Raw genomic sequence first — 21034 nt, forward strand, 5'->3', positions numbered from 1 at the left:
ATGACAAGTCATAGCATTCCTGAAGATATATTGCAGTTATTAGACTTACCAGGCATAGAAACAAAAACAATAAAGGAAATATATAAAAAACTAGAGATTAAGAACCTGGAAGATTTAGAAGAGGCTGCTAAAGAAAAGAGAATTCGGAAGCTGCCTGGAATGGGAAGCAAAACAGAGCTGGCGATATTACGTGGAATTGGTTTGCTTCACAATCCTCCAAATTCCTTTCCCCTTGGGGTAGCCACATATATTGGAAGAGACCTTTTACATATTTTAAAAAGCCTCAATACCGTAAAAAATGCAGCTGTGGCAGGTGAAGTAAGAAGAGGCCAGGAAATGGTTGAGAAAATTGAATTTGTTGTAGAAGCTGTAGAAAGAAACTTGATCAAAAGGGTTCTATCAAACCACCCTTTAGTCTGCAAGACGCTAGATGACAGTAAAAAGTTAAAGCTTTTAACAAAAATTAACCTGCCTATTTATATACATTTTTGCCAAGGTAGTTTCTTTGCATGCCTTCACTATTTTAGCGGAAATAAGGAGTATATGAACGAGTTTGCCAAGGAAATAGAAACGTTGGGGCTTGACTTGTCAAATATTACCTCAGAGGAAGAGATATATTTTAGAGCAAATATGCAGTTTGTCCCTCCGGAAATCAGGGAAACCCCTCAAGTCATTCAATGGGCCAAAGAGAATGACATACCTGATTTAGTAGATCTTAAAGACATTAAGGGTGACCTTCACATTCATAGTAATTGGAGTGATGGGGTCAACACAATAGAGGAACTTATAGAAGCCGCCCAAGAAAGGGGATATGAATTTATTGCTGTTACTGACCATTCCCGATCTTTAACGGTAGCAGGTGGCCTTTCAATAGATGAAATACATGAACAGCATAATATTATTTATAAGCTAAACGAAGCTTTAAGTGACTTTAAGGTTTTTACAGGAATCGAGGTTGATATCTTAAAAGCTGGAGATTTGGATTATCCTGATGAGATAATGGAACAGACAGATCTTATTATAGCTTCTGTGCATAATAATTTAAGACAAGATGAGGAAAATATAACTGCAAGGGTTGAAAACGCTATAAAAAACCCCCATGTTGATATTCTTGCCCATCCAACAGGTAGGATACTTGGAAGAAGAAGTTGTTCCCTTATTGATCTGGAAAGAATATTTATACTGGCAGAAAAAACGGGGACTGCAATGGAGATTAATTCATCCCCTGATAGGCTGGATTTAAACTCTGAAAATGTAAGACTTGCACAAATGTTTAATATCCCTATTGCAATTAATACTGATGCTCACAACATCAAATCTTTGGCTGACATTGAACTGGGCATTAAAACTGCAAAGAGGGGTTTGCTCACCAAACAATCAGTTATAAATACATGGTCAAAAGAGGATCTTGAAAAATGGCTCAAGAAAAAGAAATAACTAGAAATTTTTTTACTAATGACACTAAGACTGTGGCAAAGGATTTACTAGGATGTCTGTTAATCTATAATTCTTCCAAAGGTTTAGTTGGAGGATATATAGTTGAAACTGAGGCCTATTTGGGACATAATGATCCTGCATGTCATTCATGTAGAGGCAGAACAAAAAGAAACGAAGTAATGTTTCTTGGACCAGGACTGGTCTACGTATATTTGATTTATGGATTATACTATTGTCTAAATTTCACTACTGACCTTAAAGATAAGCCTGAGGCTGTTTTGATAAGGGCATTAGAACCAGTTACCGGAATAGAAATCATGCAACATAACCGGAATAGAATGGAGCTTAAAGAGCTTTGTAGTGGACCCGGTAAGCTGGCACAAGCCCTTGGAATTGACATGGAATTAAACGGAACTAGGATAGGCGATAAAATAACTATATATATGAGAACAAATGAATTAAAGAATCATATAGTAGCAACAACACGAATAGGCATATCCCAGGCTGCAGATTTACCTTTGCGCTTTTACATAAGAAATAATCAATTTATATCAAAAAAGTAGAGTATTTATTCATATTTAATTTTATAAGGAGTGATTAATTTGAAACTAATTGATATTTATCACTTAGCAGTTCAATTAGGCATTGAAAATGATCCTAGAGATAGTGAAATGGTAGAAAGAACAATGAGACTAGCAAAAGAAGAATTTCAAGACCTTAAAGAGGAAAGGAAGAAAGAGTTTGATCAGGATAAGCTCGAAAATCCATATGCCGATACCCGAATCCTTGTAGGCGAGGATGACCAGGAGATCAAGGGAATCCTTGCAGGTATCGATATGGAGGTAGGAGAAATTTTACTGGCTGATAGATTAAGAGAAAAGGGACAGGTTATTGATCTCATTTTATCACACCATCCTGAAGGCAAGGCCCTGGCTAGACTATCAGAGGTTATGAAGCTTCAAGAAGATTTGTTATGCAAATGGGGTCTTCCAATTTCTGTAGCAGAGGGCATTATGACAAAAAGAATTAAAGAAGTTGATCAGGGGCTATGGCCGATTAACCATAACAGAGCCGTGGATGCTGCAAAACTTTTAGGTTTCGCATTTATGAGTACCCATACTCCAACAGACAACCTGGTAACAACCTTTCTTCAAAAGTACATAGATGAAAAAAAACCAGAAACTCTTAAGGATGTAGTTGAAGCAATTAAGGTAATTCCTGAGTTTTCACAGGCCCTGGAAACAAATGCAGGACCTAAAATATTGCTTGGAACTGAAAAAAGTAGAACAGGAAAAATAGTTGTAGACATGACAGGAGGTACAAGTGGGTCAGAGGAAGCATATGCAAAGCTAAGTCAAGCTGGAATAAGTACATTAATAGTCATGCACATGGGGGAAAAGCATCGCAAGCTAGCTGAAGAAAACAACATAAATGTAATTGTAGCAGGTCATATGGCAAGCGATTCCCTGGGAATGAATCTTCTTCTTGATGGACTTGAAGCAAGGGGAATAGAGATTTTTACTTGCTCGGGATTGATAAGAGTAAGTAGAAATTAATAAACATCAGCGGCATAGTAGCCGCTGTTTCCATGCACAATATTAAACAAAGTTGACAAATGTGAAGGTGATTTTAAATGGTAAGGAATGTAGAGATTCTAGCACCTGCAGGTGGGGCTGAAGCCCTTGTGGCAGGGGTTGAAAATGGGGCTGATGCTGTTTATCTGGGAGGGCATCTTTTTAATGCCCGGCAGTATGCTTCAAACTTTTCAAATGAAGACCTTAAAAAAGCAGTTACCTATTGTCATGCAAAGGGGGTCAAGGTTTACGTCACTGTCAATACCCTTGTATTTAATAATGAGTTAGAAGAAGTAATGGATTATTTATACTTTTTATATTCAATTGGGGTGGATGCAGTAATTGTCCAGGATTTAGGACTGTTGCTTATTATTAAAGAAATCCTGCCGGGTTTACCTGTCCATGCAAGCACACAGATGACAATTCATAATCAATTTGGGGCTAATTATTTACACACGCGAGGAGTTGAGAGGGTAGTCCTTGCGAGAGAATTATCTATTAGTGATATTAGGGAAATTCATAAGAAAAGTGATATAGAATTAGAAATTTTTGTTCATGGGGCATTATGTATAAGCTATTCTGGACAATGCCTTTTTAGCAGCATGATTGGTGGACGTAGTGGCAATAGGGGCAAATGTGCCCAGCCCTGCAGACTGCCATACAAGCTGGTAGAAACTAAAAACGACAAAATTGTCAAGGAATTTCCAACTTCCGGAGACTACCTATTAAGCACCCGGGATCTCAATACCATAAAAATTCTGCCAGAATTGGTTGAGGCCGGAGCTGTATCATTTAAATTTGAAGGCAGAATGAAAAGGCCGGAATATGTGGCGACTGTTATAAGGGTATATAGACAAGCTCTCGATAGATATCTATGTAATCCAAGCAATTATGGTGTTACCCAGGAAGAGCTTACCGCCCTGGAACAGATTTTTAACAGGGATTTTACACATGCATACCTAATTAATAACCCAGGGGCAGATTTAATGGGCTATACCAAACCTAATAATAGGGGAGTTTTTCTAGGTAGAGTTGTAGATTTGGAAAAAGGCCAAGGATTTGTAAAGCTTGAGGAGGATTTATCTATTGGTGATGGAATACAAGTTTGGGTATCTGTAGGAGGGCGCAAAGGGGAAACTATAAATAGTATACAGCTCAATGGACAAAATGTTCAAAAAGCACTTAGGGGTTCAGTAGTTAGCCTCAATTTACCCAAAGGCATAAGAAAAGGTGATAGAATCTTTAAGACTTATGACCATGAACTGATGGAGAAGGCAGTAAGCACCTATGCTCATGAACAGCCAAAAATAAAATTAAATTTTATAGTAAAGGGTCAGATTGGAGAGCTGTTAGAGATTTATGCCCAGGATGAATTGGGTAATAGTGTTCAGGTAAAATCACAAATAGAGTGTCAGAAGGCAGTAAAACATTCTCTTGATGAAGAGGTTCTTATTAAGCAGCTTGGTAGATTAGGAGATACTGATTATGAATTAGGGAATCTTAGTGTAGAATTGAATGGTCAAATGATGCTTCCCTTAAGTGAGCTTAATAAAGTTAGAAGATTAATTATAGAAAAACTAGAAGGACAGAAACAAAAAAATATTGTTGCCTTGACCTACCAGGACTTTTGTATAAAGAAAAAAGCCTTTTTAAGAACAATTAAGGAAGCTCAAAAGAAAAGCACGAGGAACAGGCCTAAGCTCAATATTAAAGTTGGTGATTATAAATCCTGTAAGACTGCTTTATCATATAAAGTTAGTAATGTTTTTATACCCTTGCTTCCGTTTAAAAATAAACAATTTACAATAGAACAGATCATTAGAACTATTGAACAGGGAAAAGCCCAGGGTGCAAAGGTTATACCCTACTTACCAAAAATTGCTCATCCTCACATGATAAATGATATAATAATGTCGCTACAAGCTATCTCACAGGTAAAACCAGAGGGTATTTTAGTGGGAAACTTGGGATTAATCCAGCTGGTGCAAGAAATTGCCCCAGAAACAGCTATATATGGAGATTATTCACTCAATGTCTTTAATTGGGCATCGGCAAAATTTCTTTTAAGGGATAAGCTTATTAGCCTATGTATGTCACCTGAATTGAACTTTATACAGCTAGAAAGCTTTCCTCGTGAAATTATGGAGGTTTCGGAATGCTTGGTTCATGGATATTTACCGTTAATGGTATCCCGCTATTGCCCTATTTTTGCTGTCAGTGGTGGGTGTAGAGAGGCTAATCAGAAGGGTACTACCTGCAAAAACGTCCAGCTAGGGCTTAAGGATAGAAAAGGTTATCTTTTCCCGGTGGAAATGGACACCCATTGCTTAATGTATCTGTATAATGCAAATGTCCTTTCAGTTATTGACAGCCTGCACAGGATGAAGGATTTAGGTATTGGTGCAATAAGGCTGGAGATGGAGCGGGAAGATGAAACCAGAGTTGCCAGGATTCTTGAGCTATATGAGGATGCCTTAACTAACAAAAGGGGAGATATGATGGAAGCTATCAAGAAGTTATATCCAGGAGGAGTAACTAAAGGCCATTATTTTAGGGGAGTGGAGTAATGATAATGGAAGGCAGAAAGAGGGTTCTCGAAAAGCTAGAATACAATAAAATAATTAAGCTTCTTGCAGATGAGGCTGGCTCTAACCTGGGTAAAGAGAGAATTCAACAGCTAAAACCTTCTTATAAAATGGAGGACATTAATATACTTTTACAGGAAACTAGTGAAGCTAGTGAGGTTTTAAGACTATATCCCCAATTTTCCATAGGTGGTTTCAGAAACATCAAGCCATATATAAAAAGGACTTTGCTGGGATTAAGCCTAGAACCAGAAAATCTCTTAGAAATTGCCACATCAATTGGTAGTGGTGTAAAGGTTAAACGCTTTTTTGAAGACTTGGATAAAAATTATCCATTACTTGCTAAACAAGTTCATAGGATAGAAAACTTGTCTGGGTTAAAAAATACCATTGAAAGGGCAATTACATCTGAAGGGACTATTGCTGATGATGCAAGCCCTAGGTTGAAAGATATTAACAGAGGAATAGCAGATATTAAAGATAAAACAAAAAGCAAACTTCAGGGGATTATACATTCAACTGCAATGCAGAAAAAGCTGCAAGAGCAGATAGTTACAATAAGAAATGGCAGATATGTTGTACCAGTAAAACAGGAATACGTGTCACAGGTCCCAGGCATGGTCCATGACCAGTCAGCTAGTGGAGCTACCGTATTTATTGAGCCAATGATTGTAGTTGAACTTAACAACAAGCTTAAACAGCTTATACTCCAAAAAAAGGCTGAGGAAGAAAGGATATTAAGTGAACTTAGTCAAAAGGTGGCAGGGGAAGAACTGTCCTTGCATGAACTAGTTGAAGCACTAACTAATTTAGATGTATTTTTTGCAAAAGCTGGTCTAGCATATAGACTAAAGGCAACTAAACCAATTATCAACCAAAATAAACATATCAACTTAAAAAGGGCCAGACACCCGCTAATAAACAAAGAACAAGTTGTACCAATAGACTTTTGGATAAGGGATAATATCACTATGGTGGTTATTACTGGACCTAACACAGGTGGAAAAACAGTGACTATAAAGACCATAGGATTGTTAACTCTCATGGCTCAAAGTGGTCTTTTTATTCCTGCTGATGAAGAGAGTGAAATAACCCTGGTGGACAGTGTTTATGCTGACATTGGTGATGAACAGAGTCTTGAACAGTCCTTAAGTACTTTTTCATCCCATTTGACAAATATAATAGATATTTTAAATAATGCTACAGATAATAGTTTGATACTTCTTGATGAACTTGGTGCAGGAACAGATCCCATAGAAGGGGCAGCCCTTGCCAGGTCAATTTTGGAATATCTTCATAACAGAGGCATCCTAACAGTTGCAACAACTCATTATGGATCTTTAAAACACTTTGCCTATAACACCCCAGGTGTAGATAATGCCAGTGTAGAATTTGACATAGGAACCCTAGAACCAACATACAAACTATTAATGGGTCTACCCGGCAAAAGCAATGCTTTTGAAATATCAAAAAGGCTTGGTCTTGATATTTCAATAGTTGATAGGGCAAAGGAATTTATGGATTCTGATGAGATTGAAGTAGGTAATTTGATACAAGATTTAGAGCAATCCAGGAGACAAATAGAGCAGGATAGGGAGGAAATTCTTAAGCAAAAACAGGAAGCTGAGGAATATAAAGAGCATTTAAGAAATAAATATGAAAAGTTGAAGAATCGTGAGAGTCAAATCCTAGAAAAGGCTGCTGATGAAGCCCGCAACCTCTTGAAAAAGGTCAAATTAGAGGTAAAGGAAATTATCCAGGAACTGCATGTAACAAAGCAAATTCAGGAAAACCAGGATAGACTGAAAGGTTTAGATGAGGAAATTTCCAAAACTAAAAAAGAAACAGTGCCTTATTATACTGGGGAAAGACCAAAAGAATTACGTATTGGAGAAGAAGTCTTTATACCTAAGCTAAATCAAAAAGCAACAGTACTAGAGCTCGTTGGGGATAACGGAGATGTTTTTGTTCAAGCAGGAATAATGAAAATTAATGTCAACATTAAGGATCTGAGGACGGTTGCTCAAAGTGGGGCAAAGAAGGAAAATTCAAGGCCCATAACAGCAATGATAACAGAAAAAAGCAGAGGCATTTCCCCAGAATTAGATCTTAGAGGTTATAGTGGAGAGGAAGCAATTAAAGCAGTAGAAAAGTACCTTGATGATGCAGTAATTGTAGGACTGGGCCAGGTTTCTATTATCCATGGTAAAGGGGCTGGTATATTGTCCAGGGCGGTACAGGAATACTTGAAGAGTCATCCACAAGTAAAAGATTTTAGATTTGGACAGCATGGAGAAGGTGGTCATGGTGTAACTGTAGTAAAATTATAGTTAAAATTTGCTTGTTCGGAAATAATTATAATGATACAATTTTAAAGAAGAATCATAAGAAGGAACTTGCTCTCATTGGACACGAGACCAGTTCCTTCTTTGCATTTTACCTGGTATTTACATTTATAGTATTACTTAACCGATTGCCGGCAATGATTTGATATTTATAATTCTTGCCTGGTTCAATAGCTTCGTCCAGGAATGTTGTTCCAGTTGTAGAACCAAGCTGTTTTTTAAGGTTTCCATTTTCCCAACGTTGAACCTTATAGGTAATATCTGTTCCTATGGAATTCCAGCTTAAGAGAATTCCATGGTTAGTACCATCATTAATTAACTCTATAGATAACTTCAATGGTAATTCACCATTTTCAAAATCTATATCATTGTTGGGTCCATTTCCAGAACCCGGTTCTGGACCTGATCCTGGTGTGAAAATTTGATGTTCATGCAGGTCACAGTATTTACTTGGGATATCATTGGGAGACATCCTTCTTTCAGTTATTACATGACTAGGACAACCACCATCCTGCCCTGGTTGAGGTATAAGGGCCAAGAAGGGAACTCCTCTGTGTCTTTCATCTTCGCACAAATAAACTATCCTTTTGCTTTGAGAATCGTGCATATCACATATTTCACCCGGATAAGTCATATTATAGTCCTCAGGATAAACACCTGGGCGACTTGGAGGTGGAGTATAAGGAGTTGGTCTTTGCAAATACACTCCATATACTATATCAGTACAGTATTGAGATGGTTGTTTGCCGGTTTCAGCACATATGGGGGCCTCAATCCATGCATTAGAAATTTCTTTTGGTACATTATCTCTTGTAAAGACTTCATTAATTATATACTGGCTGGGTGTCAATTCACTTGGCAGCAAGCCAGACTTTGCATCAATAGCTGTATATACAAGGTTTGGGGGCTTGGGGAATTGTTTAACAGGTTCATTCCTTAAAGCTTCCAGCATAGCCTGCCGCCAAATTGCGGCTGGCATATGACCTCCATATACTGCCTTGAGATAATGCTTGGTTGTAGTTTCATCATATCCCATCCACACCACTGCTGTGTATTCAGGTGTATAGCCGGCGAACCATGCATCTCTAAAATTGTTTCTTAAATTCCTAAACTCTGGAAGATCTGGCAGCTGAGTTGTACCAGTTTTGCCAGCAGCTGGTCTTCCCAAGTTCGCCCTGGTTCCTGTACCACTTTGAATAACTGTAACCAGCATATCCGTCATCAAATAAGCTGTCTGTTCACTCATAACAACATTTTTACTTGGATTTGCTTCATATAAAACTTGCCCATCTTTATCAACTATCTTGCGTATAGCATGGGATTCAACCAATATTCCCTGATTAGCAAAGGCACCATAGGCTGTAGCCATATCAAGAGGTGATACACCATGGGTTAATCCACCTAGTGCCAAACTTAGGTTCCTGTCATTATCAGAAAGTGGCAAACCAAGTCTTTTAGAAAATTCATGGCCTTGATTTACTCCTACCTGCTGTAGTGCTTTAAGGGCAGGGATGTTTACCGAGTCCTTAATAGCTGCTCTCATTGTAATTAAGCCTCTCCAACGTCTATCAAAGTTGTGTGGAGAGTAGATTGATCCACCGCCTCCTGGAAAATCAGTTGGCACATCATCATATACTGTAGCTGGAGAGTGACCAGCCTCGAGAGCAGGTCCATATGCAGCAATAGGCTTTATTGTTGAACCTGGCTGTCTTTTCATGTCCGTTGCCCTATTAAAGCCTCTTCGAGTTGATAGTTCTCTACCACCAACAAGTGCTTTGATTTCACCACTACGATGATCTAAGAGTATTGCAGCACTCTCTATTAATACTTCATCTACACCTGGGGGAAAGTTATCTGGATTGCTATACAATTCTTCAAGCTTCTTTTGTACTCTAGTATCCATGGTGGTATAAATGCTTAATCCACCTCTATAGATTTGGGCAGCCTCCATACCCATATCCTCTAAAATACTGGAGGCCTCCTTAATTATATAGTCAGTAAACCATGGATAGTTTTCCTGCATCTGGCGTCTATTTTCATTTAGTACAAATTCTTCCTTCTTGGCCTCTTCAGCCTGTTCCGTAGAAATGAAACCATGCCTTGCCATTAAATTCAAAACAGTATTTCTTCTGCTCATGGCCAAGTCAGGATTTCTAAAGGGTGAATATGCTGATGGTCTTTGAACTAAGCCTGCCAATAATGCCGATTCAGCAAGAGTTAATTCGTTAAGCTCCTTATCAAAAAAGGTCTGAGCCGCAGTCCTAACACCCCATGCACCTTCACCAAAATTTATATGATTTAAATATAAATTGAAAATTTCGTCCTTGGTATATATTCTTTCCAGCTGTATAGCCAGAAGTGCTTCTTGAATCTTTCGTTCCATTCTTTTTTCTCTATGGCCAATGAAAGCATTACTTGCTAGCTGCATGGTGATAGTACTAGATCCTTGAACATAGCCACCACGTTGAATATTAGCAACAACTGCCCTGCCAATAGATCTAATATCTACACCAAAGTGATCATAAAACCTTATATCTTCTGTTGCAAGAAAAGCCTCTTTAACTGAAACAGGAATTTCATCGAATGAAGCCCATATTCTATTTTCTGCACCCCTCAACTGGGCAATCACCTCACCCTGATCATCATAGATGAACGCAGACAAAGCAGGGTCATAAGTCAAATCAAATTCAGGCATGTTCTTTATTACCCCTGCCATAAAACCAATTCCTGCTCCTCCAATAATGAAAACTAATAGTAATAAAACAAATAAAGAAAAACGCCATTTGTTTAGTTTACGTTTCTTTTTATCATTATTTTTCTTTGTGTTGGACATTTTCCTTACCTCCTTGATTGTCAAGACAAATAATAATCCTTTGCTTGACCTAGTTAATTATAACATAAAATAAAAACCAAGAGAAATTCATAATATTTTATTGTATAGGAAACTTCAATTGTGCTAAAATATAATAACATAATGTAAAGGGCTCTTCTTACCAGCTGGTGAGAAGATATTTTTTTGCAGGCTTTAAGTTCACGCTTTAGTTATGGAGGGATAACAATTGTTATTAAATGATTTAAAAACACACATTGAAACTATTAAAAGGGGTACAGCAGAAATTATTCCAGAAACGGAACTAATCACTAAGCTCGAAAACTCTTTGAAAAATAACCAACCCCTAAAAGTTAAGCTTGGTCTTGACCCCAGTGCCCCAGATATTCACCTGGGACATACAGTTGTATTACATAAGATGAGACAATTTCAAGAGTTGGGGCACCAGGTTATTATCATAATTGGTGATTTTACTGGCCGTATTGGTGATCCAACTGGTAAATCAGAAACAAGGAAACCCTTGACAGAAGAAGAAATTAAAAATAATGCCCAGACTTATAAAGAACAGATTTTTAAAATTTTAGATAAAGAAAAAACCCAGGTTGTTTTTAACAGCCATTGGTTAGCACCTCTTAACTTTGCACAAATAGTGGAACTTGCTGCAAAAACTACAGTAGCAAGAATGCTTGAAAGAGACGATTTCTCAAAAAGATATAGTTCAAACCAGCCAATCAGCATTCATGAGTTCTTTTATCCTTTAATGCAGGGTTATGATTCAGTCCATTTACATGCAGACATTGAACTAGGTGGAACTGACCAGAAATTTAATCTATTAATGGGTCGCACCTTGCAAAAGGAATACAATCAGGAACCTCAAATTGCTATAACCATGCCTATACTTGAAGGCTTAGACGGTGTCCAAAAAATGAGCAAAAGCCTTGGGAATTATATAGGCATTAATGAAGCTCCAGAAGAAATCTACGGAAAAGCAATGTCCATAGCAGACGAGTTAATGCTTAGATATTTTGAATTAGTAACTGATATTACTTTAGACGATTTAAATCAATTAAAGTTGCAGCTTGAAAATGGGCAACTCCATCCAAGGGATACTAAAATGCTACTAGCAAAAACCCTTGTAACCATGTATCATGGACAGGATGCAGCTCAAAAGGCAGAAGAGCACTTTAAAACTGTATTTCAAAAAAAGGATTTACCAGATGATATTCCAGAGATTGTTATTAAACCGGACATGATGGAAAATGGGAGGGTATGGCTTCCTAAATTAATGGTAGACGGAGACTTATCAAGTAGCACAAGCGAGGCTAGAAGGCTTATAAAGCAGGGGGCAGTGAGAATTAATGATGAAAGAATTGAAGACCTTGATTATAAGCTGCAGCCTGAGGATAATATGGTAATAAAGGCAGGTAAAAGAAAATTCCTTAAGATTAAGCTTTAATATTAATAAATTACCAGGTTTTTGGCCTGGTTTTTTTTATGTTTATTTGCACCTTTTTTAAATTATCTCATATATTAATGGTATGGGGAGGTGAATAGTTTGTATAAAAGAAAAAAAATAATAAGAATTAACTCCCTGACAAAACTACTGTTGGTTATTGTTTTGTTGTTCTTTTTAATAGTATTTATTTTAGAAGGACTATTAAAGCCAACTCTAAAAACCCTTGCAGAAACCCAGGCACAATGGACTGCTACAGAAGCCATTCATCAGGCTATCCTTGAAGAAATAGCATCTGATATAAAGTATACAGACCTGGTAATACCACATAAGGATAGGGATGACAGGGTCGTTTTTATGCAGGCTAATTTAATAGTGGTAAATAGGCTTGCATCTGAGTCAGTTTTGAAGGTTCAAAAACATCTAGAGGAAATGAGAACTGAGAATTTTTACATTCCCCTTGGACAGATTACAGGCATAAAACTACTGGCAAACCTTGGTCCCAAGATAAAATTCAAGCTTTTACCTGTTGGTACGGTAAGGGTACAAATTTCTGATGATTTTTCACAGGCCGGAATAAATCAAACCCGTCATAAAATATATCTAAATGTAAGTAGTGATATGAGAATTGCTTTTCCTTTAATAGCAACAGAAACAAATGTAGAAGCCAGGGTACCAATTGCAGATTCAATCATAGTTGGTCCAGTACCAGATACCTATATGTTTTTAGATATAGGGGCACAGGCAAAGCTATCAGAGCTAACTGAATTATAGTCATTAGCCATTGACATGAATAAATATGTCAGGTATTATTTCAGGTGAAACCATACCAGTACTTTAGTACTGGTTTTTCTATAATAAACCCGTATACTTGCCTTGAAGGAGCGGAAAATAATGATTTTACTAATAGATAACTATGATTCCTTTGTATTTAATCTTTATCAATATCTGGGACACCTGGGTGAAGAAATAAAGGTAGTTCGCAATGATAAGGTTACAATTCCAGAAATAGAAGAACTTAACCCGGATCATATAATTATTTCTCCAGGCCCATGTACTCCAAATGAAGCAGGGATAAGTCTTGAAGTTGTTAAACATTTTGCCAATAGAATTCCCATTTTAGGAGTATGCCTGGGACACCAAACAATTGGACAGGTTTGTGGTGGACAAGTAGTTAGGGCGGATAGATTAATGCATGGAAAAACCTCTGATATTTATCATGATGGGAAAACTATATTTAAAGGATTAAAAAATCCTTTAACAGTAACACGTTATCACTCACTAATTGTAAAGAAAGATACTCTTCCAGACTGTCTTGAAATCAGTGCAGAAACATCTGAGGGAGAAATTATGGCATTTCGTCATAAGGAATTATTAGCAGAAGGAGTACAGTTTCATCCTGAGGCAATCCTTACCGAACAGGGCTATGAGCTTTTACAAAACTTTCTTAAATTAAGATGCCTGCCAGTCCATAAATAACATCAAATTTAGTCATCGGAGGTTAACATGGAACATGAGAATAAGGTTTTCGTACAGAAGGTAGATGTACAATGGGAGCCTGAAAAAATATTCCCATTCTTTCTAGAAGGAGAATATCCTTTTTTCTTGGATAGTGGATTTTATCATCCGGAAATTGGCAGATATTCTTTTATGGGCAAAGATCCCTATATGATTTTTAAATCCAGGAAAAACCAGATAAACATTATTGAAAAGGATAAAGTTACCATCAGACACGGAAATCCCATTGATATTTTGAATGATATTTTAAGTGATAGTAAATGCTCGACAGTAGATTCCTCATATCCCCCTTTTCAAAATGGGGCAGTTGGTTATTTAGCATATGATTTAGGATGGCATATGGAGGTTCTTCCTAACAAAGCTGAGAATGACATTGATTTGCCTGAAAGCTATTTTTCATTTTATGACTGTGTGCTTGCTTATGACCATTTAGAAGAAAAGTGCTACTTGTTCTCAACAGGACTGCCTATTAAGGGAAGAGAAGCTGAAAAAAGGGCAAAAGACAGGTTGAAAGAGATTAGTGCACAGCTTTATGCTTTTATAAAAAATCCAAAAGAAATTATTAGGGGCAGCAGTACTCAGGAAAAGCAAGTACCAGAGCTAAAATCCCACTTTACAAAGGAAGAATATTGTAAAGCTGTTCAGAAAGCAAAAGATTATATTTCTGCAGGGGATATATATCAGGTTAATATGACCCAGAGATTTGAGACTAAGAGCCTGGTGCCTCCCTGGGAGCTTTACTGTAGGTTACGTAGAATTAACCCAGCACCCTTTGCTGCCTATTTGGATTTAGGAGAAGGTGTTATAGTTAGTGCATCCCCAGAAAGATTTATCAAAGTGTATAGAGATTTTATTGAAACTCGACCAATTAAAGGTACTAGACCAAGAATGGACGATAATGAGTTTAATGAAAAAATGAAAAACGAGCTCTTAAATAGTGAAAAGGACAGAGCTGAGCTTGTTATGATTGTTGATTTGGAAAGAAATGATTTAGGAAGAGTTTGTGAATTTGGAACAGTAAAGGTGGAGGAATTGTTTAGATTAGAGACATATGCTACTGTTTTTCATCTTGTCTCAACAATAGTAGGTAAACTTAAACCAAACTACGGCTTTAAAGAGGTTATTAAGGCTACATTTCCTGGCGGGTCTATAACAGGAGCTCCAAAAATTCGTGCCATGGAGATTATTGAGGAGCTTGAACCTGTCAAAAGGGGGATATATACTGGGTCTATTGGATATTTAAATCTATCGGGCAATATAGATTTAAATATTGTTATAAGAACTATTATCATTAAAGATGACAAAACCTATTTCCAAGTCGGGGGAGGGATTGTGGCAGATTCTGAGCCTGAAAAGGAATATCAGGAAACCCTAGATAAGGCAAAAGCTCTAATAATGGCTTTACAAACATGATAAGACAAGGAAGTTGATTGAAGTGAAGGTATGGTTCAATGGGACAATAGAGAATTCTGAGAAACCATTAATTTCTTTAGCTGATGAAGCATTGCTTTATGGTTATGGCCTTTTTGAAACCCTGCTTGTCTATAATGGTAGACCAATTCTCTGGGAAGACCATATTGTCAGAATGATGAAATCTGCAGGAGAATTTAATATTGGAGTTACCTTTGATCAAGATAACTTGCTGCAGGGTGCACATAACCTTATACAATCAAATAGCATTGAACACGGTAGTATTAGAATAACCATTTCAGGAAGCGGCAGCATGTTCATGACGTGTAAGAAAGGAAAGCCATATGATGATAGGTTAAACAATGAAGGGGTTTCACTTACCATAATTAAAGAAAAAAGGGTTTATAGCAAAACCAGGTTAATAAATCATAAAACTACTTCTTATATGGAAAAATTATTAATTAAAAGGCAGCAAGTTGCTGCAGGTTTTTTTGATGCTGTTTTGTTAAATGAAAAGGGAAATGTGGCAGAATGTTGTGTTAGCAATGTTTTTTGTGTAAAAGATGAAACTATATATACACCACCTGTTGGTGCTGGGATACTTCCCGGGGTTGTAAGGGGTTTAGTATGTAAGCTGCTTCAAAATGCCCATTTCAAAATAGAAGAGATGGATTTTACACCCGAGTTTTTGACAAGCTCTCAGGAGGTTTTTTTAACTAACTCACTAATGGGAATTATGCCTGTGAAAACTGTAGATAATTCTTCCTTTACAGTTCCAGCCAAACTTACTAAAAAGATAATGAAAATATATAAAGAAAATGTGTTTTGAAAAATGCAAGCAATCCTGATCAACTTTTGGGATTGTGTTTTTTTTGCCATTATTTTAATCCCTGATTACATAATTAGTAAAAGCAAAAGTAGATTATATATGCTACAATTATGCTGCAATGTATTTAAATTTGTCTTATTACATCTAATCAATGAGGAGAATTAACAATAATGACTGAAAAAGTTAAAAACCCTTTAATTAAAGCAAATGAAAAGTTCTATCTAAGAATTCCTATTAAGACACATGTACTTTCAAAAGAGGACAGTATAGTAGAAGCTGTTCAGAAATACACTGTTCCCATTTTACAAGAAGGGGACATAGTCTTTGTAAGTGAAAAGGCCACAGCTATTACCCAGGGTAGAGCAATTAAGTTAGTGGATATTAAACCAAGGTTTTTAGCAACTTTTCTTTCCAAATATGTGAAAAAGGTTAGCTATGGTATTGGGCTTGGCATGCCAGAAACTATGGAGATGGCATTTCGTGAGGTAGGCACGTTAAGAATACTCTTGGCTGCTGTGGTTAGTGCCATTGGCAAGTTATTTGGACGGAGTGGAGATTTTTATCGTATTGCGGGAAGAAAGGTGGCCATGATAGATGGTCCCACACCCTATACCCTTCCTCCATACAATCAATATGTAGTTTTGGGTCCTGAAGACCCATATGAAATAGTAAATAATATAGCAAAGCAGATTAATGCTGTTTGTGCAATTGTAGATGTTAATGATATTGGTAGTGAAGTAATAGCTCTATCAAATAATTCCCCCCTTACCAAGGGTGAAATTGCTGGTATTTTAAAGGACAACCCCCTTGGACAAGGCTCTCAGCAGACACCAATGGGAATTATTAGGTTGCTTGGAGCTGAAGAGAGTTTTGCTTTATCTCAGGTATCAGCAACGAAAGAAGAATAACTTAAAATAATGAACTATACATTAAATATTTTTAATCGTGTAAGGAATTTGGCTATTCTTGGTCCAATTCTAGGAATGGCGTTTAAGTCTCTAACCTTTACACCACCTAAAAATAGAAGACTAAAAGAATAAACTAATATTCCTGCTGTAATAGCAATTAATACCGAGAGTGTATTCCCTAATGGTTCAACTGCTAAATCATAGGCCAAGAATGCTAAAACTGCCATTAGGATTGTACATATAAACGGAATGGTTACATTTCTTTTCCAATTCATTTTGAAACCAGTGTGTTTTTTTACATGATGATAATTAAGTAGAACCGAAGCTGTAAAACCAGTAACTGTAGCAATTCCAGCACCAATAATTCCTAACGTAGGTATGCCCACTAAAATATAATTAAGAGATCCCTTAATTATAATACCAACAGTTAGATTAATTACAGGGAGATAGGTTTTACCCAATCCCTGAAGTGCACCACGTGTAGTTTGGTATAAACCTAAAAGAAGGGCTGAGGGTGCTAATACTGCTATGCTTTGGCCTACCTCAGGTATTTTAAATAACATTTCTGCTATAGGTGCAGCTAAGATAAATAAACCAGCAGAAGCAGGAAGACCAATTAAGAAGGTCATCCACATTGCCAGGTTAATTCTATACCTGGCTTCTTCTATTTGATTTTTTGCCATTGCTTCAGAAATGGCCGGTACCAGGCTTACCGCAATGGAAATGGTAATTATTGGTGGCAAGTTAATTAAAACATTAGCCATTCCAGAGAATTGACCAAAAAGCTCAGTAGCCCTTGCTATTGAATGCCCAGCATCCTGCAGTCTGGTTGGTATAATTGTGGCATCTACCACCTGCATAATAGGAACAACAAGCCCACCAATTGATATTGGAAGTGCCAAGGCAACTATTCTTTTTGTCAGTGATATAATTGGCTCAACATCATAAATGGCAGCCAGGGAAACGGGATTATTTTTTTGTCGTTTATTTCTAAATGAAATATAAGCAGCTACAAGTACGAATAGGGCTGCTAGACTTCCTGTAACTGCTCCGAAGGCCGCCCCGGCTGCAGCAAATTCTATACCTCTTGGAAGAAAGATATAGGCAAGGGCCAAAACTGTAGCTACCCTAATAAATTGTTCTACTACCTGAGAAAGGGCAGTAGGCACCATTGTTTGGTTGCCCTGAAAATAGCCTCTAAACGCTGAGGATATAGCAGTAACAAAAATAGCTGGAGCTACGGCTATAAGTGCATAAAAGGCTCTAGTGTCAAATAAAACATGAGCAGCTAGCCATTTTGAGCTAAGAATTAATAGTAATGTAAATACTAGACCAATGACTGCTAGAATCGAAAGTGAAACTAAAAAGACTCTTTTAGCTCCCTTATCATCATTTCTAGATTGCTTTTCAGATACCAGAATAGAAATAGCAACAGGAATCCCTGCAGTAGAAAGTGCTAATAGCATTGTATATATGGGATAAGCCATCTGATATAGTCCAATCCCTTCGCCACCTATTAATCTGGCTAGTGGAATTCTATATAAAGCCCCCATTACTTTTACAATTATTCCGGCTATTGATAAGATAAATGCCCCTTGAAGGAAACTCCTACTGCTCATACTAAACCTTCTTTTCAATAAATATAAAACATCTAACATAGCATGTTATGGTTCTATATGTAGGTTACCACTTACCAAGAACCATTAAACTATAACGACAAAAAGATTCAAAGAAATGGAATAATACTTACAAAGTATCATATCATAATACTAGTTATTAGACCATATTTCTACATATAATAAACAAGGCAAATAATATACTCGGATAATTTTGCAGAAAACATGTTAAAACTTGCAATTTATAAACCGTGTTAAAACTTTTAAAAACTGTTGACAATGAAATAAATAAATGTTAATATAACAACTGTCGTTTGAAACAGCAAATGCACAAAAAACGGTATCAATGGGACAAATAAGCAGTAAACTAGAAGCAGCAATAAATAAAGCAGAAAACATACCATAAGATACCAGTTGCAAAACTAAAGCAGATGTGCTAAACTAAAGTTCCTGCCACAAAGAAGCAGGACAAAAGCAAGAAGAAACAAAAGACAAAAGCAAGAAAAAAATGATCTTTGAGAATTGAACAGTGATAGAATTAAACCCGTTAATATTAAAGCCAAACTAAATTATGAAGATAATGTAGTAAGGCACAAACAGTAAAGAATTAACAGGACAACAAGTCCAAAAAAACGAGCAGGTCAAACGAAAGTTAAAAACTAGCTTAGGTTAAGACTTAAGCTAGAAAAAATATAACTGGAGAGTTTGATCCTGGCTCAGGACGAACGCTGGCGGCGTGCTTAACACATGCAAGTCGAACGGAGCGGAGGTCAGTCGTCAGAGGTCAGAAGTCTGCAATAGAAGCAATTGGCAAGCCAATTGCAGACAAGAGCGGACATCGGACTTCCGATGACTGACTTCCAATCAGTGGCGGACGGGTGAGTAACGCGTGGGTAACCTACCCTTTAAGCTGGGATAACTCCGGGAAACTGGAGCTAATACCGGATAAGCTTACAGTATGGCATCATACAGTAAGAAAAGGAGGCCTCTGGAATAAGCTTCCGATAAAGGATGGACCCGCGTCCCATTAGCTAGTTGGTGAGGTAGAGGCTCACCAAGGCGACGATGGGTAGCCGGCCTGAGAGGGTGGACGGCCACACTGGGACTGAGACACGGCCCAGACTCCTACGGGAGGCAGCAGTGGGGAATATTGCGCAATGGGGGAAACCCTGACGCAGCAACGCCGCGTGAGTGAAGAAGGCCTTCGGGTCGTAAAGCTCTGTCAATGGGGAAGAAGTCTTATTTTTGAATAGGGAATAAGGTGACGGTACCCAAGGAGGAAGCCACGGCTAACTACGTGCCAGCAGCCGCGGTAATACGTAGGTGGCAAGCGTTGTCCGGAATTACTGGGCGTAAAGGGCGTGTAGGTGGTCAAACAAGTCAGGTGTGAAACCCCGGGGCTTAACTTCGGGCATGCATTTGAAACTGTATGACTTGAGGGCAAGAGAGGAAAGTGGAATTCCTAGTGTAGCGGTGAAATGCGTAGATATTAGGAGGAACACCAGTGGCGAAGGCGACTTTCTGGATTGACCCTGACACTGAGGCGCGAAAGCGTGGGGAGCAAACAGGATTAGATACCCTGGTAGTCCACGCCGTAAACGATGGGTACTAGGTGTTGGAGGTATCGACCCCTTCAGTGCCGCAGCAAACGCATTAAGTACCCCGCCTGGGGAGTACGGCCGCAAGGCTGAAACTCAAAGGAATTGACGGGGGCCCGCACAAGCGGTGGAGCATGTGGTTTAATTCGACGCAACGCGAAGAACCTTACCAGGGCTTGACATCCTCTGACGTCCATAGAGATATGGAGTTTTCTTCGGAAACAGAGAGACAGGTGGTGCATGGTTGTCGTCAGCTCGTGTCGTGAGATGTTGGGTTAAGTCCCGCAACGAGCGCAACCCCTGTACTTAGTTGCCAGCAATAAGATGGGCACTCTAAGTAGACTGCCGGTGACAAACCGGAGGAAGGTGGGGATGACGTCAAATCATCATGCCCCTTATGTCCTGGGCTACACACGTGCTACAATGGTCGGTACAGAGGGCAGCGAGACCGTGAGGTGGAGCAAATCCCAAAAAGCCGATCACAGTTCGGATTGTAGGCTGAAACTCGCCTACATGAAGTCGGAATCGCTAGTAATCGCAGGTCAGCATACTGCGGTGAATACGTTCCCGGGCCTTGTACACACCGCCCGTCACACCACGAAAGCTGGCAACACCCGAAGCCGGTGAGCTAACTCGTTCGGAGGTCAGAGGTCAGAAGTCAGAAGTCTAAACAGAAGTCAGAGGACAGAAGTCCGAGGTCAGAAATAGAAGCAATTGGCTAAGCCGATTGCAACAAGAACTGACAGCAGACAATGGATACTTGACAACTGAACAGACAACCGACATCCGATTTCCGACTTCCGAATGAGGGGCAGCCGTCTAAGGTGGGGCTAGTGATTGGGGTGAAGTCGTAACAAGGTAGCCGTATCGGAAGGTGCGGCTGGATCACCTCCTTTCTAAGGAGTAAAGATACTTCTAGGTCGGTTTAACG

General features: G+C 38.3%; 13 protein-coding genes and 1 rRNA gene. 12 read left to right on the forward strand and 2 right to left on the reverse strand.

Going from position 1 to position 21034, the window contains the following annotated elements:
• The 5 genes from polX (at nt 1) to K364_RS0114220 (ending at nt 7926) form a co-directional block, all read left to right on the forward strand.
• A complete protein-coding gene (gene polX / locus K364_RS24225; RefSeq protein ID WP_051534079.1) occupies nt 1-1437 on the forward strand; it encodes a DNA polymerase/3'-5' exonuclease PolX in 1437 nt (478 codons plus the stop codon).
• Nucleotides 1416-2000, forward strand: coding sequence for a DNA-3-methyladenine glycosylase (locus tag K364_RS0114205; protein ID WP_028308569.1), 585 nt, complete (start codon nt 1416-1418; stop codon nt 1998-2000). Before polX ends, K364_RS0114205 begins: the two co-directional genes overlap by 22 nt.
• A gap of 39 nt (nt 2001-2039) precedes the next feature.
• Nucleotides 2040-2993, forward strand: coding sequence for a Nif3-like dinuclear metal center hexameric protein (locus K364_RS0114210; RefSeq protein WP_028308570.1), 954 nt, complete (start codon nt 2040-2042; stop codon nt 2991-2993).
• A gap of 77 nt (nt 2994-3070) precedes the next feature.
• On the forward strand, nt 3071-5578 hold the full coding sequence (locus tag K364_RS0114215) for a U32 family peptidase (protein ID WP_028308571.1): 2508 nt from the start codon (nt 3071-3073) through the stop codon (nt 5576-5578).
• A 5-nt stretch (nt 5579-5583) separates the two neighbouring features.
• The gene (locus K364_RS0114220) at nt 5584-7926 is read left to right on the forward strand and encodes an endonuclease MutS2 (protein ID WP_028308572.1); all 2343 of its coding nucleotides are present in this window, start codon (nt 5584-5586) and stop codon (nt 7924-7926) included.
• A 106-nt stretch (nt 7927-8032) separates the two neighbouring features.
• Here the strand turns inward: K364_RS0114220 and K364_RS24230 are convergent, their stop codons facing one another.
• The gene (locus K364_RS24230) at nt 8033-10774 is read right to left on the reverse strand and encodes a transglycosylase domain-containing protein (RefSeq protein WP_051534081.1); all 2742 of its coding nucleotides are present in this window, start codon (nt 10772-10774) and stop codon (nt 8033-8035) included.
• A gap of 226 nt (nt 10775-11000) precedes the next feature.
• Here K364_RS24230 and tyrS point away from each other — a divergent pair, with 226 nt between their 5' ends.
• The 6 genes from tyrS (at nt 11001) to K364_RS24235 (ending at nt 16889) form a co-directional block, all read left to right on the forward strand.
• On the forward strand, nt 11001-12227 hold the full coding sequence (gene tyrS, locus K364_RS0114230) for a tyrosine--tRNA ligase (RefSeq protein WP_028308573.1): 1227 nt from the start codon (nt 11001-11003) through the stop codon (nt 12225-12227).
• Between the two features lie 99 nt (nt 12228-12326).
• Nucleotides 12327-12998, forward strand: a complete 672-nt coding sequence (gene yunB / locus K364_RS0114235; protein ID WP_028308574.1) for a sporulation protein YunB — start codon at nt 12327-12329, stop codon at nt 12996-12998.
• 120 nt (nt 12999-13118) lie between these two features.
• Nucleotides 13119-13703, forward strand: coding sequence for an aminodeoxychorismate/anthranilate synthase component II (gene pabA, locus K364_RS0114240; protein ID WP_028308575.1), 585 nt, complete (start codon nt 13119-13121; stop codon nt 13701-13703).
• Nucleotides 13704-13730: 27 nt separating this feature from the next.
• Nucleotides 13731-15155, forward strand: coding sequence for an aminodeoxychorismate synthase component I (gene pabB / locus K364_RS0114245; RefSeq protein ID WP_028308576.1), 1425 nt, complete (start codon nt 13731-13733; stop codon nt 15153-15155).
• A 22-nt stretch (nt 15156-15177) separates the two neighbouring features.
• Nucleotides 15178-15981, forward strand: a complete 804-nt coding sequence (locus K364_RS0114250) for an aminotransferase class IV (RefSeq protein WP_028308577.1) — start codon at nt 15178-15180, stop codon at nt 15979-15981.
• A gap of 170 nt (nt 15982-16151) precedes the next feature.
• The gene (locus K364_RS24235; RefSeq protein WP_051534082.1) at nt 16152-16889 is read left to right on the forward strand and encodes a coenzyme F420-0:L-glutamate ligase; all 738 of its coding nucleotides are present in this window, start codon (nt 16152-16154) and stop codon (nt 16887-16889) included.
• A gap of 14 nt (nt 16890-16903) precedes the next feature.
• Here the strand turns inward: K364_RS24235 and K364_RS0114260 are convergent, their stop codons facing one another.
• Nucleotides 16904-18508: a putative polysaccharide biosynthesis protein gene (locus tag K364_RS0114260; RefSeq protein ID WP_028308578.1), complete on the reverse strand. Its 1605-nt coding sequence runs from the start codon at nt 18506-18508 to the stop codon at nt 16904-16906.
• Between the two features lie 690 nt (nt 18509-19198).
• Between K364_RS0114260 and K364_RS0114265 the strand changes: the two genes are divergently transcribed.
• A 16S ribosomal RNA gene (locus tag K364_RS0114265) occupies nt 19199-20999 on the forward strand.
• Nucleotides 21000-21034: the final 35 nt, after the last annotated feature.

It is taken from the genome of Desulfitibacter alkalitolerans DSM 16504, assembly GCF_000620305.1.
Classification (GTDB): Bacteria; Bacillota; DSM-16504; order Desulfitibacterales; family Desulfitibacteraceae; genus Desulfitibacter; species Desulfitibacter alkalitolerans.